The sequence below is a fragment of the Sulfitobacter sp. 1A13353 genome, from assembly GCF_043557255.1.
Classification (GTDB): domain Bacteria; phylum Pseudomonadota; class Alphaproteobacteria; order Rhodobacterales; family Rhodobacteraceae; genus Sulfitobacter; species Sulfitobacter faviae.
On record NZ_JBIFFS010000002.1, the window covers coordinates 192,961 to 207,598 of the forward strand.

The 14,638-nt window shown below is 64.5% G+C and carries 14 protein-coding genes; 4 read left to right on the forward strand and 10 right to left on the reverse strand.

Annotated features, from left to right (window positions below):
• Nucleotides 1-6 precede the first annotated feature (6 nt).
• Nucleotides 7-1,719: an NAD(P)H-dependent oxidoreductase subunit E gene (locus tag ACGYLO_RS04670; RefSeq protein ID WP_271687784.1), complete on the reverse strand. Its 1,713-nt coding sequence runs from the start codon at nucleotides 1,717-1,719 to the stop codon at nucleotides 7-9.
• Nucleotides 1,720-1,879: 160 nt separating this feature from the next.
• On the opposite strand from ACGYLO_RS04670, the gene ACGYLO_RS04675 reads away from it, so the two are divergent.
• Nucleotides 1,880-2,878, forward strand: a complete 999-nt coding sequence (locus ACGYLO_RS04675; RefSeq protein ID WP_271687786.1) for an alkane 1-monooxygenase — start codon at nucleotides 1,880-1,882, stop codon at nucleotides 2,876-2,878.
• 41 nt (nucleotides 2,879-2,919) lie between these two features.
• Nucleotides 2,920-3,309, forward strand: a complete 390-nt coding sequence (locus tag ACGYLO_RS04680; RefSeq protein WP_271687787.1) for a hypothetical protein — start codon at nucleotides 2,920-2,922, stop codon at nucleotides 3,307-3,309.
• 6 nt (nucleotides 3,310-3,315) lie between these two features.
• Here ACGYLO_RS04680 and xseA read toward each other — a convergent pair whose 3' ends face one another.
• Nucleotides 3,316-4,878, reverse strand: coding sequence for an exodeoxyribonuclease VII large subunit (xseA, locus tag ACGYLO_RS04685; RefSeq protein WP_271687789.1), 1,563 nt, complete (start codon nucleotides 4,876-4,878; stop codon nucleotides 3,316-3,318).
• Nucleotides 4,879-4,948: 70 nt separating this feature from the next.
• On the opposite strand from xseA, the gene purD reads away from it, so the two are divergent.
• Nucleotides 4,949-6,214 carry a phosphoribosylamine--glycine ligase gene (gene purD / locus ACGYLO_RS04690; protein ID WP_271687790.1) on the forward strand — a complete coding sequence of 422 codons (1,266 nt, stop codon included), beginning with the start codon at nucleotides 4,949-4,951 and terminating at the stop codon, nucleotides 6,212-6,214.
• A gap of 38 nt (nucleotides 6,215-6,252) precedes the next feature.
• Here the strand turns inward: purD and ACGYLO_RS04695 are convergent, their stop codons facing one another.
• Both ACGYLO_RS04695 and ACGYLO_RS04700 read right to left on the reverse strand, forming a co-directional pair.
• Nucleotides 6,253-6,972 (reverse strand): FG-GAP repeat domain-containing protein, encoded by a 720-nt coding sequence (locus tag ACGYLO_RS04695; protein ID WP_394376361.1) that lies wholly within the window; start codon nucleotides 6,970-6,972, stop codon nucleotides 6,253-6,255.
• Complete coding sequence (locus tag ACGYLO_RS04700) at nucleotides 6,972-7,295, reverse strand: 2Fe-2S iron-sulfur cluster-binding protein (protein WP_067266186.1); 324 nt, start codon at nucleotides 7,293-7,295, stop codon at nucleotides 6,972-6,974. Before ACGYLO_RS04700 ends, ACGYLO_RS04695 begins: the two co-directional genes overlap by 1 nt.
• Before the next feature lie 164 nt (nucleotides 7,296-7,459).
• On the opposite strand from ACGYLO_RS04700, the gene ACGYLO_RS04705 reads away from it, so the two are divergent.
• Entirely contained in the window at nucleotides 7,460-8,011 is a 552-nt protein-coding gene (locus tag ACGYLO_RS04705) for a peptidoglycan-binding domain-containing protein (protein WP_271687792.1), read from the forward strand.
• Nucleotides 8,012-8,068: 57 nt separating this feature from the next.
• Here ACGYLO_RS04705 and ACGYLO_RS04710 read toward each other — a convergent pair whose 3' ends face one another.
• The 6 genes from ACGYLO_RS04710 to rpiA form a co-directional block, all read right to left on the reverse strand.
• A complete protein-coding gene (locus ACGYLO_RS04710; protein ID WP_394374261.1) occupies nucleotides 8,069-9,493 on the reverse strand; it encodes a Do family serine endopeptidase in 1,425 nt (474 codons plus the stop codon).
• A 244-nt stretch (nucleotides 9,494-9,737) separates the two neighbouring features.
• Nucleotides 9,738-9,932: a DUF2065 domain-containing protein gene (locus tag ACGYLO_RS04715; RefSeq protein ID WP_271687794.1), complete on the reverse strand. Its 195-nt coding sequence runs from the start codon at nucleotides 9,930-9,932 to the stop codon at nucleotides 9,738-9,740.
• Entirely contained in the window at nucleotides 9,929-10,996 is a 1,068-nt protein-coding gene (gene hflC, locus ACGYLO_RS04720) for a protease modulator HflC (protein ID WP_271687795.1), read from the reverse strand. The genes ACGYLO_RS04715 and hflC overlap by 4 nt, the downstream gene beginning before the upstream one ends.
• Nucleotides 10,996-12,219 carry an FtsH protease activity modulator HflK gene (hflK, locus tag ACGYLO_RS04725; RefSeq protein ID WP_394376362.1) on the reverse strand — a complete coding sequence of 408 codons (1,224 nt, stop codon included), beginning with the start codon at nucleotides 12,217-12,219 and terminating at the stop codon, nucleotides 10,996-10,998. Before hflK ends, hflC begins: the two co-directional genes overlap by 1 nt.
• 68 nt (nucleotides 12,220-12,287) lie before the next feature.
• A complete protein-coding gene (gene gorA, locus ACGYLO_RS04730; RefSeq protein ID WP_168612717.1) occupies nucleotides 12,288-13,667 on the reverse strand; it encodes a glutathione-disulfide reductase in 1,380 nt (459 codons plus the stop codon).
• A 90-nt stretch (nucleotides 13,668-13,757) separates the two neighbouring features.
• Nucleotides 13,758-14,546, reverse strand: coding sequence for a ribose-5-phosphate isomerase RpiA (gene rpiA / locus ACGYLO_RS04735; protein ID WP_067266197.1), 789 nt, complete (start codon nucleotides 14,544-14,546; stop codon nucleotides 13,758-13,760).
• Between the last annotated feature and the right edge of the window lie 92 nt (nucleotides 14,547-14,638).

A 14,638-nucleotide genomic window follows, 5' to 3' on the forward strand; every position in this document is an offset into this window, starting at 1 on the left:
GCGGGGTCAGATTTCATCGGGGAAATGCTGCATCACCAGCCGGATCGGGTTCGGCGCCGCCTGCCCCAGCCCGCAAATCGAAGCATCGACCATGGCGGTCGACAACTCTTCCAGCAGAGCTTGGTCCCAGCGGTCCTCCTGCATTAGCTTCACCGCCTTTTCACAGCCGACCCGACAGGGCGTGCATTGGCCACAGCTTTCATCCTCGAAAAACCGCAGCATGTTGAGGGCGGCGGCCCGTGCGCTGTCGTGTTCCGACAGGACAACCACCGCCGCCGAGCCGATGAAAGACCCATGCGGCTGCAACGTGTCAAAGTCCAGCGGCAGATCCGCCATCGACGCGGGCAACAGCCCCGAGGACGGGCCACCCGGTTGATAGGCTTTGAACAGATGGCCCTCTGCCATGCCCCCCGCCGTGGCGATGATATCGGTGATGGTCGAGCCTGCGGGCAGCAGATACATCCCCGGGCGCGCCACACGGCCCGAAACGGAATAGCTCCGCAGCCCCTTGCGTCCATTCTTTTCGACCCCGTTCAACACCTGCGGCCCCTCGCGGAAAATGCGGGCGATCCAATGCAGAGTCTCCACGTTATGCACCAAGGTCGGGCGGCCAAAGACACCGACCTGCGCCACATAGGGCGGGCGGTGGCGCGGCAAGCCGCGCTTGCCTTCGATGCTTTCGATCATGGCGCTTTCCTCGCCGCAGATATAGGCGCCCGCCCCGCGGCGCAGATCGACATAGCCGGGCGCGATGAGGCCCGCGCTTTCCAGAGCGGCGATCTCACGGCGCAGGCTCTCCAGCACCGCCGGGTATTCATCGCGCATGTAGAGAAAGACCTTCTCCGCCTCCACCGCCCAAGCGGCGATCAACATACCTTCGAGGAAGAGATGCGGCCTGCGTTCGAGATACCAGCGGTCCTTGAAGGTGCCCGGCTCGCCCTCATCGCCATTCACCGCCAGATAGCGCGGGCCGGGATTGCCGCGCACGAAGCCCCATTTCTTGCCCGAGGGGAAACCCGCTCCGCCAAGACCGCGCAGCCCGGCCTCTAACAATTGCTCCTGCACCGCTTCCCAATCGCCCCCCTGACGCAGGTTCAACAGCGCGTCGTAACCCCCTGATGCCGCGTAGGTTTCGTAAGCCTCATAGTCGGGCAGCTGGGCATGGGTATCTCCGGCGCCAATTGCCGCGAGGACTTTCTCGGGCGTCGCGTGGTCGATATGGTTATGCCCCAGTTCCAGCACCGGCGCCGTGTCGCAGCGCCCCATGCAGGGCGCGCGCAGGACGCGCACTTCGGTCGGGTCCAGCCCCTCTTCCAACGCGGTTTTCAAGGCCTGCGCCCCGGCCAACTCGCAAGACAGCGAATCGCAGACCCGGATGGTCAGCGCGGGCGGCGGGGTCTCGTCCTCTTTCACCACGTCGAAATGGGCGTAGAAACTGGCGACCTCATAGACTTCGGCCATCGACAGGCGCATCTCTTCGGCCAAGGCGCGCAGATGCGCGGCCGACAGATGGCCAAAGCGGTCTTGGATCAGATGCAGAAACTCGATCAGCAGATCGCGGGCGCGCGGACGGTCGCCCAACAGCGCGCGGACCTCCTCCCACGCCGTATCCTGCAACTGCCGCCCCTTGGGGTGATGACGCCCCTTGCCCTTGCCGGATTTCCAAACGCCCTTTCGCGGCGCCCCCGCCGCAGCCTTGCCGTGATCGTCCAGCGCCATGTCTCTCCCCCCCGCCTTGCTTTCCGCCTTGGTAACAAATCCAAAGCCCGAGGCGCGATCAAAAAGCGACAATCGCGCGGGTGTTTGCGTTGTGCACGGCCCCTGCGGCGGGCAGAATACGGGTGCCGAGCCGATTGGCCGGGGTCGCAGGGGAAAACGCATGCTGTGGTATGTGATCGCAAGTCTGACACCGGCGGTGCTGATCGCCGCCGCCCTCTGGGGCGGGGTCTGGCCCGTGCTGGCACTGTTGTCGATCACGGTGCATGTGGTCTTCATGGACCGATTGGGCCGCGCGCTGCGCCTTTCCGACAGTTCAGGCCGCGCCCTGACGCTGACCTTGGCCGCCGCGCATTTCCTGCTGCTGCCGCTCGGGGTCTGGGCGATTGGCGCAGCCCCGCATCTTGAGGGGTTGGACCGCGCCCTGATCTTTGCCGCCCTTGGCCTGTTTCTGGGCCAGATCAGCAATTCCAACGCCCATGAGTTGATCCACGCCAGCCGCCGCCTGCCCCGGCGGATCGGCACGGCGATCTATATCTCATTGCTGCACGGGCATCACGTCTCGGCCCATCTGCGGGTGCATCATCCCGCCGCCGCCACCCCGGCTGACCCCAACTCCGCACCCAGGGGCATGGGGTTCTGGCGGTTTCTGCTGAGCGCAAGCTGGGGGGAGTTTCGCGCCGGGTGGCAGGCCGACAGCGCGCAGCGGGCGCGCAAGAGGGGGGCGCAGGGGCTGCACCCTTACACGCTCTACCTCGGGGGTGCGGCGCTGGCGCTGCACACGGCGCTGCTGCTGGGCGGGGTCGCCGTGCTGCTCGCCTATATCGGGCTGGCGGCCTATGCGCAGATGCAACTGCTGCTGTCGGACTATGTGCAACACTATGGGCTGCGACGAGAGCAGCGCCCCGATGGCCGGCTTGAGCCGATGGGCCCGCAGCACAGTTGGAACGCGCCCAAATGGTACTCCGCCGCGATGATGCTGAACGCCCCGCGCCATTCGGATCACCACATGCGCCCCGCCCGCGCTTTTCCAGCGCTGGAAGTGACGCAGGAGATGCCGAAACTGCCCTATTCCCTGCCTGTCATGGCGGTGATCGCCCTCGTCCCCCCGCTCTGGCGGCGGGTGATGGACCGCCGCCTCGCCCGGTGGGGCCAGCATTGATCCCACTGGCGCGGCGCGCGGGCTTCTGGCAGGCTGAGAGTATGAGACATGCCCTCGCCCTGATCTGCGTCTTCCTTCCGCTGCCTGCCTTGGCAGAGATGTCGGCGGCGGAGTTCGAAGCCTATACTGAGGGCAAAACCCTCTACTTCGGCCAATCCGGCGCGCCTTATGGGGCGGAAATCTACCACGAGGACCGGCGCGTGCAGTGGTCCTTTCTCGATGGCCACTGCAAAGAGGGGCGCTGGTATGAGGCCGATGGGCTGATCTGCTTTGTCTACGAAGACGACCCCACCCCGCAATGCTGGAGCTTTACCGAAAGCCCGACCGGGCTGGTCGCGCGGTTCGAGAATGACCCGACCGAGACCGCGCTCTATGAGGCGCGGGAAATGACCGAGCCGCTGCTGTGCCTTGGGCCGCAGGTCGGGGTCTAGGCCAGTTCAGCCCTCGCCTTTGACGGGCAGCCGACCGTCGGCGAATTCGATCTCCAGATGCGCCGCCTTCTTGGCAGCCTCCGCACTGGTCACCACATCCCCATCGCCCCGCACCACGGCGAAACCACGGGCCAGCGTTTCGCGATAGCCGAGCGTGCCGAGCGTGCGGCCCATCGCGTCGATCTGGCGGCGGCGGCGGTCCTGATCGGCGCGGCCTGCGCGCGCCAGCCGGGCCAACACCTCTTTCAACCGTTGGTCTTGGCGCGACAGGTCGCGGCGCAAAACCTCGGGGCGGAAGGTTTGCGTGCGATCGACCAACCGCTCGCGCCGGCGGAGGATCTGACGGTGCAGCACCTCGGGGTGGAACCGGTCAATCCGCGCGGCCAGCCGCTCGCGCTGCCCGGCCAAATTGCGTTGCCACGCAGGGTCGATCCGTGCCGAGAGCTGCGCCAGACGTTGGCGATCCGCCTCTAACTGGCGGCGCAGGGTGCCGGGGCGCAGAGCGCCAGACATATCAGCCAGCTTGACGCGGCGGCCTTGGACGCCCGCAATCAGCGCGGGGGCCAGTTTCTCCCCCCCGCGATCAAGACGCTGGCGCGGCCCCTCCAGCAGCGTGTCGGCCCGGGGCAAGGCCCGCGCCAGATCCCGCATCCGCTGGCTGCGACGGGTCAATCCTTGGCTCAGCGCCTGACGCATCCTTGCACCCTGCCCCTCCAGCCATGCCGCCAATTCATGCCGCACGGGCACCGCCAATTCCGCCGCCGCTGTCGGCGTGGGCGCGCGTTTGTCCGAGACGAAGTCGATCAGCGTCGTGTCGGTCTCATGCCCCACGGCAGAGATCAGCGGAATGTCCGAAGCCGCCGCCGCGCGGGCGACGCTTTCCTCGTTAAAGCCCCAGAGGTCTTCGACCGAGCCACCGCCACGGGCCACGATGATCAACTCGGGCCGGGGCAACGCGCCACCGGGGGTGAGCCGGTTGAACCCTTGGATGGCGCGCACCACCTCGGGCGCGCATTTCGCGCCCTGAACGGCGACCGGCCAGACCAACACCTTGCGCGGGAAACGATCCCGCAGCCGGTGCAGAATGTCACGGATCACCGCCCCCGAGGGCGAGGTCACAACGCCGATGATCTCAGGCAGATAGGGCAGCGGGCGTTTGCGTTCGGGGGCGAACAGCCCCTCCGCCGCCAGCGCCGCCTTTCGTTTCTCCAACAGCGCCATCAGCGCGCCCATGCCCGCCGGTTTAATGTCCTCAATGACGATCTGATATTTCGACTGACCGCCAAAGGTGGTGATGCGCCCGGTGGCGATGACCTCCATCCCCTCTTCGGGCTGAGTCTCAAGCCGCGCGGTCACGCCTTTCCAGATCACGCCCGAGATGACCGAGCGGTCATCCTTGAGGTCGAGATAGACATGCCCCGAGCGCGGGCGGCTGACGCGGCCCACTTCACCGCGAATCCGCACATGGCCGAACTCCCCCTCGATCACCCGTTTAATCGCGCCCGAAAGCTCGGTCACCGTGAATTCGGGGCTGTTGCCACCGGGGGCGGGGTCGTCGAACAGATCCATCTGGGCACCTTGTGTCTGTGGGCCCCCCAGCTTAGAACGCGGAGCAACGAAGTCCAAGGGAGTGCGCGGCATGAATATCCTGATCCTCGGCAGCGGTGGCCGCGAACATTCACTTGCTTGGGCGGTCATGCAGAACCCCAAATGCGACAAGCTGATCGTGGCACCGGGCAATGCGGGGATCGCGGCCATCGCGCAATGCGCCAAGCTCGACATCATGGATGGCGCGGCGGTTGTGGCCTTTTGCGAGGGCAATAACATCGATTTCGTCATCATCGGCCCCGAAGCGCCCCTTGCCGCGGGTGTGGGCGACGATCTGCGCGCGGCGGGTTTCGATGTCTTTGGCCCCTCCAAAGCAGCGGCGGCACTGGAGGCTTCCAAAGCCTTCACCAAGGAAATCTGCGACGCCTGCAATGCACCCACGGCGGGCTATGGCCATTTCACCGATGCCGCCAGCGCCCGCGCCTATGTCGAAAAGCAAGGCGCGCCGATTGTGATCAAGGCCGACGGTCTGGCGGCGGGCAAGGGTGTCATCATCGCCATGAGTGACGCCGAAGCGCTGGCCGCCGTGGATGAGATGTTCGACGGTGCCTTTGGCGAGGCAGGCGCGGAAGTGGTGATCGAAGAGTTCATGGAGGGCGAAGAGGCGTCCTTCTTCGTGCTCTGCGACGGGGAGACGGTGCTGCCTATCGGCACGGCCCAAGACCATAAGCGCGTCGGCGACGGCGACAGCGGCCCCAACACCGGCGGCATGGGCGCCTACTCCCCCGCCCCAGTGCTGAGCGACAAGATCGCCAAACGCGCGCTAGATCAGATCATCCGCCCCTGTATGGCCGAGATGGCCAAGCGCGGAATGCCCTATCAGGGCGTGCTCTATGCCGGTTTGATGATCAAAGACGGCCAGCCGCGTCTGGTGGAATACAATGTCCGTTTCGGTGATCCGGAATGCCAAGTGCTGATGATGCGCCTCGGCGCGCAAGCGTTCGACCTGATGCAGGCCACGGCCAAGGGGGCGCTTGCCGATATGCAGGTGAACTGGGCCGAAGATCACGCGCTGACCGTGGTGATGGCCGCCAAAGGCTACCCCGGTGACTATGAAAAGGGCAGTGAGATCAAGGGCCTCTCCGCCCTCCCAGAGGACAGCGCGAATATGGTGTTCCACGCAGGCACCAAGGCGCAGGACGGGGCGATCTTGGCCAATGGCGGGCGCGTGCTGAACGTCACCGCGCGCGGGGCCACGCTGGCCGAGGCGCAGGAACGTGCCTATGCGATGGTCGATGGGATCGATTGGCCCGAAGGGTTCTGCCGCCGCGACATCGGCTGGCGCGCGCTGAGCTGACGGGTGGCGGCTCTACCAGAGCCGCAGCCGCCCCTCATTCACAGGCCAGCGCCTTGGCAAAGCTCTCGGCCCACGCGAAGGGGCCGATATCGCGCCTCGTCAGCTGTCCGCCTGTCAGGCGCACCCCCACCACACGTTCCCAATCGGCATCCGCCAGCACCATCTCCGGCCCTGCCCCACAATCGCGCAGACCGCCTGAGATATGCCGCTCTCCGATGCGATGATTGGTCAGCCCCGTCATTGATGCGATGATTGGTCAGCCCCGTCATTTGCGCGACTTCGCTGAGATGCCCATCGGCAAAGCGCCAGACCCGCAGCACCCGCGCCAGATGCGGCCGGTCGACATAGGCGATCTCAATCGCGCCATCGCCATCCAGATCAGCGGCACCTATGGGGGCGAGCCACCGGTTGCTTTGGCCGATATGCGGGGTCTCGGTGATCTTGCCCTCGGGGCCGTAGATCGCCAGCGCCGCGCCACGATTCACGTCCGTCTCGACCACCAGAACCTCGGGCGCGCCATCGCCGGTCACATCTACAAGCCGGGGGGCGATATCCTCGAAAACATGGTCGCGCGGCAGATGGAAGCGCCGCGCACCGCCATTTGCCAGAGAGACCTGCAAGCCGCCCCATTCCAGCGCGTCGCCAAGAATGCCGTGGGCGTAGCGCCCCGTGGGCGCGATGTAATGCGCGGCGGTGATCGTCTCCGCCGCCGCGCCCGTTGCGATCAGCGCCAGCAGTGCCGCGCCGACCGCTCGCATCAGATTTGCTTTTCCGGCATCTGCACGCGCAGACCGTCCAGCGCATCGGTGACCTTGATCTGGCAGGTCAGACGCGAGCGCGCGGGATCGGGCTCAAAGGCGAAGTCGAGCATGTCTTCTTCCATGTCGTCCATCGGCGGCAGTTTTTCGGCCCAAGCCGGATCGACATAGACATGGCAGGTGGAGCAGGCGCAGGCCCCGCCACAGTCGGCTTCGATGCCGGGAATGTTATTGTCCCGCGCGCCTTCCATGACGGTGAGACCATTGGCCACCTCGACCACATGTTCGGTGCCGGAGTGTTCGACATAGGTGATTTTGGCCATGATGATGCCCTTTCGTCCTAAAAGTTCGGCCTTGTTTAACGGGCTATTGCAGCCGGTTCCAGCCCCCTTTTCGCAAGGTCACGGCGCGCCCGACATTGCGGTGGGCAAGGCCTGCGCATCCGGCTAGTCTGCCCGCGAACAACAGGCGAGCCCGAGAGACCGGCATGACACAGCCCCTCCCCCCCAGAACCGCGCGGCGCTGCGCCGCTTTGCTGCTGACCGTCGCGGCCTTGACGGGTTGCGAGACAGCGGCACCGGCTACGCCCCGCCCCGAGCCGGGGGTGCTAGAGGCCACCCGCAACGGCCCCGCAGGCGCGCCGGAGGGAAGCTGCTGGGGCCGCACGGTCAGCCCTGCAGTGATCGAGACGGTGACCGAACAGGTCGAAGTGACCCCGGCCAAGATGAACCCCGATGGCAGCATCGCCAAACCGCCCGTCTATAAGACAGAAACCCGGCAAGAGATTGTGCGCGCGCGGGTCGACAATTGGTTCGAAACCCCCTGCCCCGATGTGCTGACGCCCGAGTTCAACAGCAGCCTGCAACGGGCGCTAGAGGCGCGCGGGTTCTACGCGGGACCGATCACGGGTGAAATGGACGCGGCCACGCGGCAAGCGGTGCGGCGCTATCAGGCGCGGCAAGGGCCGAACAGCGAGGTGCTGTCGCTCAACACCGCCCGCGCGCTTGGACTTGTGGCGGTGCCGCGTCAGGGCGGCTGAACCCGCAACAAAAAAGGGCGCCCCGTAGGCGCCCCTTCCCCAAACCTTGATGCAAGGTCACTCTGCCAGTGAGAGTGCCACAAAGCGCGGGTCGCCTCCGCGGCGGACCAACAGCAGCAGAGACCGGCGGCCCGCCTCTTTTGCCGCCTCGATCCGGGCTTCGAGATCGGCAATGCTCGACACCTGCTCCTGCCCCGCTTCGGTGATGATATCGCCCATGCGCAGGCCCTTCTCGAAGGCCTCCGATGTTTGATCCACATCCGTCACGGCAAGACCGGTCATATCGTCATCGGCCCCGAGTTCTGCGCGCAGCTCGTCTGTCAGCGGCATCAGGGTCAGGCCCATCAGCATAGTCGACTGCGGCTCGGCCTCGGCCCCCTCATCGGCGTTGTCATCCATACCGGCAGGAACCGCGCCATCAGCCTCTTCGCGGCGGCCAAGTACGACCTTGATGGTCTGGGTCTTGCCGTCACGCAGCACGGTCACGCGCACCGTCGCGCCCACGGGGCTGTTGCCCACCTGACGGACGAGACCACGGGTATCGACCACTTCGACACCGTCGAAGGATTTGATCACGTCGCCGGTTTTGAGCCCCGCTTCACGCGCAGGCCCCTCGGGCACATCGGTGATCAGGGCGCCGACGGCTTTCTTGAGGCCCATGGCATCGGCCACGTCATCGGTCACGTCCTGAATGCGCACGCCCAGCCAGCCGCGGCGGGTCTCGCCGTATTCCTGCAACTGGTCGATCACGCGGGTGACCACATTCGACGCCATCGAAAAGCCGATGCCGATAGAGCCGCCGTTGGGCGACAGGATCGCGGTGTTCACCCCGATCACCTCGCCATCCATGTTGAACAGCGGCCCGCCGGAGTTGCCGCGGTTGATCGCGGCGTCGGTCTGAATGTAATCGTCATAGGTGCCCGACAGCGCCCGGTTGCGCGCTGACACGATGCCAGCCGAGACCGAAAAGCCCTGCCCAAGCGGGTTGCCCATGGCAATCACCCAGTCCCCCACCCGCGCGGCGTTGCTGTCACCGAAAGAGACGAAGGGCAACGGCGCGTCCGCTTCGACCTTCAAAAGCGCGATGTCGGTCTTGGGGTCGGTGCCTATGACCTCGGCGACCAATTCCTCGCCTGAGAAGAATTCGATGGTGATCTCATCCGCGCTTTCGATGACGTGGTTATTGGTCACCACATAGCCGTCTTCGGAAATCACGAAACCCGAGCCAAGGGCCGAGGAACGGCGGGGCCGGTTGCCCTCACCATTGTTGCGGTCCTGAAACTCGCGAAAGAAGTCTTCGAAGGGCGAGCCTTCGGGCACGATGCCCTGCGGCCCGGTGCGGCCCTCAACCGTGGTGGAGGTGGTGATATTGACCACCGAGGGGCTGATTTTCTCGGCCAGCGGGGCGAGGCTTTCGGGTTTGGCCAGCGCCATGCTGGCTTGCAGGATCAGGAGGGTCAGCGCCATCACCCCCATTGCCATCGCTCGCATCCATTGGGTGTGTTGTGCTGTTGTGGACAGGGAAACCGCCTTGGCCTGCATTCATCGTCTCCTGATTGTTCCTGTTGTTGCCAACGTGGGCAGAGTGCATTCCGAAAGGACGCGCTGCAACAGCAAAGATGGGGCCGATCACGGGCATTTCAACGGGTGGGCGTGTGACGATTTGCGACCCCGCCCTGCGAGGTCGTGGGCAAAACGGACGCCGTTTCACCCCGCCCGCGCGGCGTCAAAACCCCAGTTGAAAGGCGAGCCAAACCAAGATCAACCCGACCACCACCGCCAGCGCGCCAAGCTGGCGCAGCGCGGCCTCTGGGATGCGGCGGAGCATTTCGAGCATCTGTTCCAAAAACGAAGGGGCCAGTGCGTACACCAGCCCCTCGAAAATCAGAACCGACCCTAAAGCCAGTAGAACCAGCGTCATTCTTCTAGTGCCGCTGGCAGATCAGTCTCAGCCTCCGGTGCGGCGGGGGCTGGCGTGGAAGGGGCCGCGGGGGTAGCCTCCTCCTGCGTATCCTCTGCCGCGGTGGTGTTATCTGCCTCCGGCGCAGGATCAGCCGCGGGCGCATCGGCGGCGGGGGTCTGCGGTGGTGCAACCGCATCGACCGAGGTCGTGGCGCTGCGATCCGACCGCAGGTAGTTAAAGAACTCACTATCCGGCGACATCACCATAGTGGAGTTCTGCCCCTGCAAAGCCTGCTCATAGGCGCTGAGCGAGCGGTAGAATTCAAAGAATTCCTGATCCTTGCCATAGGCCTGCGCGAAGATGTTGTTCCGCTGCGCGTCCGCCTCACCTTCGATGATCCGCGCGTCACGACGGGCCTCCGAGAGGATCTCTTCGTAGGTACGATCAGCAAGGGCGATGACACGCTGCGCGGCTTCGCGGCCACGGGCGCGTTCGTCGGTCGCTTCACGCTCACGCTCGGCGATCATCCGCTGCAGGGTCGCGTCGAAGTTCTGCTCGGGCAGGTTTGTCTGACGCAGACGCACATCCACAACCTTGAGGCCAAGCGCCTGCGCGCGGGCATCAGCACGGACGCGGATCTGCTCCATCAGGTCGGCCCGTTCGGGCGACAGGATGGTGTTTGAGGTCACGCCCTGCGAGCCGAGCACGGCACGAATTTGGCTTTCCATGATGCCGCCCATCTCGCTTTCGGCCTGACGTTCGCCGCCCGCACCCAAAGCTTGCCGGTACTGCACCATATCGTCGATGCGGTAGAGCACGAAGGCGTCTATCTCAAGGCGCCGGTCATCGGCGGGGGTGACTTCGATCACCGGGGTTTCCAGCGACAGAATGCGGTCTTCGTAGCGCACGACTTCATCCAAAAGCGGAACTTTGAACCCGATGCCCGGCTCGTTGCGGACCTGTTTGATCTGGCCAAAACGCAGCACCAGCGCTTTTTCACGCTCGTCCACGACAAAGACAGCCGACAGGATTCCCACGATGGCGATCACCACGATGGGGATGATAAGACTTGTTTTCCGCATCAGTTCGACCCTCCGCCGCGCCGCAATTCATTGAGTGGCAGATAGGGAACGACGCCCTGCCCACCTTGGCCGCTGCCGTTTTCGAGGATGATTTTATCCACGTCGCCCAGCACCTTTTCCATGGTCTCAAGATACAGACGTTTGCGCGTCACATCGGGGGCGTTGCGGTATTCTTCCAACACGGCTTCAAAGCGGCTGGCCTCACCCACAGCGTCGTTCACGACGCGGGCGCGGTAACCTTCGGCTGCTTCCAGAAGCTGCGCGGATTCACCGCGCGCCTCGGCAGTGCGCCGGTTGGCATAGGCGTCGGCCTGACGCTCCACCCGGTCACGCTCCTGCTCGGCGGCTTGCACGTCGCGGAAAGCATCGACGACCGACTGCGTGGTGGTGTTGCCATTGGCATCGGTGACCTGCACGGTCTGGCTGGGCGGGTCGACCTTGTTCACGTTGACACGCAGCACGTTGATGCCGGTATTGCGATTGTCGAGGGTGTTCTGGATCAACTCCTTCACCCGATCCGCCACCGCGCCACGATCCCGGTTGAGGATCGGCGCCAGTTCGGATTGCGCAATGACTTCACGCATGGCGGATTCCGAGATCGCCCTGACCGAGGCTTCGGGATCGCGCAGCGAAAATTTGAAGTCGCGCGCGTTCTTGATGTTCCAGACCACTTGGAAGTCGATGTCGACGATGTTCTCGTCCGTGGTCAGCATCAAGCCTTCGTTGCCGCCGCCGCCGCGCCGCACGCCCAACTCCTCGGTGCGGTTGGTGGTGACGTCGAATACCTCTGCCGTGACCAGCGGCCATGGGGCGTAGTTCAGACCCTCGGTGCCGATGCCGGAAAATTCACCCAAGAACAGTTCGATCGACTGCTGTTCGGGCCGCACGGTGTAAAAGCTGGCAAAGCCCCAAAGCGCCACACCGGCCAAAAGCGCGATGCCAATGGTCGAACGTGTCACGCCCGGCCCACCAGTGCCGCGGCCGCCGCCGCCGGTGCCATTGCCCCGGTCGCCGCCACGGCCCCCCATCAGAACGCGCAGCTGCTCTTGGCCCTTGCGCACCAAATCGTCGATCTCGGGCATCTGCGGGCGGTCACCGCCCTGCCCGCGTGGACCCTGCGGGCCCTGCGGCCCGTCGTTGCGGCCCCCGTTGCCCCGGTCTCCGCCGTTGCCCCGGTTGCCGCCTCCGCCGCCCCCCCAGGGGCCTTGCGAATTTCCTGCCATTGATATGTTCCCCTCTGGGCCGCCCATGCGGCCTATCGTTCCAAAAATTGTACGCTTTCGCGTGATATTCAAGCCGTGCGAGTCGGATTACGCATGGTCACCAGTTCTTCGGACATGGTCGGGTGCACCGCACAGGTGGCGTCGAACTGCTCTTTCGTGGCGCCCATCTTGACCGCGATGCCGACCATCTGGATCAATTCGCCCGCATTGGGTGCGACGATATGACAGCCCAGCACCACCCGCGTGTCGGCGCAGACGATGAGCTTCATCAGCACCCGGTCAGCCTTGCCCGCAAAAGCGCCCTGCATCGGTTTGAAAGAGGTCGCATAGACCTCGATCGGCCCCGCCTCCCGCGCGGCCTCCTCGCTCAGCCCTACGGTGCCCATCTCGGGTTGGGTGAAGATCGCCGAAGGCACCAGATCATGATCCACCGGCGTCGGGTTGCCGCCAAAGACGGTCTCGACAAAGGCCATGCCCTCGCGGATCGCCACCGGCGTGAGGTTGATGCGGTTGGTCACGTCGCCGATGGCATAGACGGAAGGCACCGCCGTCTGGCTGTATTCATCCACCTCGATCTCACCGCTGCGGCCCAGTTTCACGCCCAAGTCTTCCAGCCCCATGTCATCGCTGTTGGGGCGACGGCCTGTGGCAAAGAGCACCTGGTCGAACATCTTTTCGGTGCCGTTGGTCGGCTTGACCTTCATCGGGCCGCTGCCGTCTTCGTGGCTCGGCGTCATCTCCAGAATGTTGGTGCCCAGATGCAGGTCGATCCCCTTTTCCTGCATCATCTCGGCCACCATGCCGCGGGCTTCGTCGTCAAAGCCGCGCAGGATCTGCGCGCCGCGGTAGTATTGCGTCACTTCGACACCCAAACCATTGAGGATACAGGCGAATTCACAGGCGATATAGCCGCCGCCGATGATCAGGATCGACTTGGGCAGTTTTTCTAGATGGAACAGATCGTCAGAGACCAGCCCCAGTTCCGCATTCTCGATCTCGGGGCGCACGGGGCGGCCGCCGCTGGCGATAAGGATGTGTTTCGCGGTCTTCTCGGTCCCGTCGGACAGGGCCACGGTATGGGGGTCTTTGATCCGCGCGCGGGCGTCGAATGTGTCAACGCCGGAGTTCTTCAGAAGCTTGCGATAGACCCCTTCGAGACGGTCCAACTCGGTGTTCAAACGGCCCTTGAAGTCATGCCAGTCAAACGGCCCAGCCTTGAGATCCCAGCCAAAGCATTTCGCCTCATCCACCACATCGGCATAGCCCGAGGCGAAGACCATCAGCTTTTTCGGCACGCAGCCCCGGATCACGCAAGTGCCGCCATAGCGGTCTTCCTCGGCCAGACCGACCTTGGCATCATGCTCGCCCGCCGCGACACGCGCCGCGCGCACACCGCCCGAGCCGCCACCGATCACAAACAGGTCGTAGTCGAATTCATTCTTGGCCATTTGGCGCCTCTCTTAGTCGTTTTGGGTCTTGCGCGGGATCGCGCATATTTCGGTGTTGCGCGGGGTCGCGCGTGTCTCGCTTTGTCGGCGTTAATCGCTCAGGTCGGAAAACAGGTTGTCGGTCTCGACGAATTCCAAACGGTCGGTCGCCACGGTGCCTTCATTTATGTCGCGCACCTCTACCCTGCCATCCCCGTAACCGATCACAACCGCGTCACAGATATCTATGAACAGGCCGTTTTCCACCACGCCGGGCATCTGGTTCAGCACCAGCGCCAATTGCCGTGCGTTGCCGATGCGCCCCAGCCGCAGGTCTAGGATATAGTTCCCCTCGTCGGTGATAAAAGGCACCTCGCCATTCATCCGCAGGGTCGAGCTTTGGCCAAGCACATCCATCGAGATCAGCGTCTCTTCGACCAGCGCCTGCGTGGTCTGCCAGCCAAAGGGAATCACCTCGATCGGCAGGGGGAATGCGCCCAGATGATGCACCTCTTTGCCGATATCGGCGATCACCACCATCTGATCGCTGGCCGTCGCCACGATCTTTTCTTGCAGCAGGGCCCCACCGCCGCCCTTGATGAGGTTCAGGTCACCGTCAAATTCATCTGCCCCGTCAATCGTCAGATCGAGCCATTTCGCCTCATCGAGGGAGATCACCTCGATCCCCACATCCCGCGCCAGTTGCGCGGTGCGCGAGGAGGTCGGCACGCCTTTGATCCGCAGCCCATCGTCGCGCACCATCTCACCCAGACAGCGCACCAGCCACGCCGCCGTCGATCCGGTGCCAAGCCCCACGCGCATCCCGTCTTCCACGAATTCGCACGCCCGTTTCGCGGCCACGAATTTGGCCTTGTCGATCGGTGATAGGTCTCCGGACATCGGGTGCTCCCTTGCAGGCGTTTGCCGCGTTATAGGGCGAATTGGCATAGGGTGCGAGGGGCAAGTCGGCGGTTTTTGGCGGTGCCGCACGC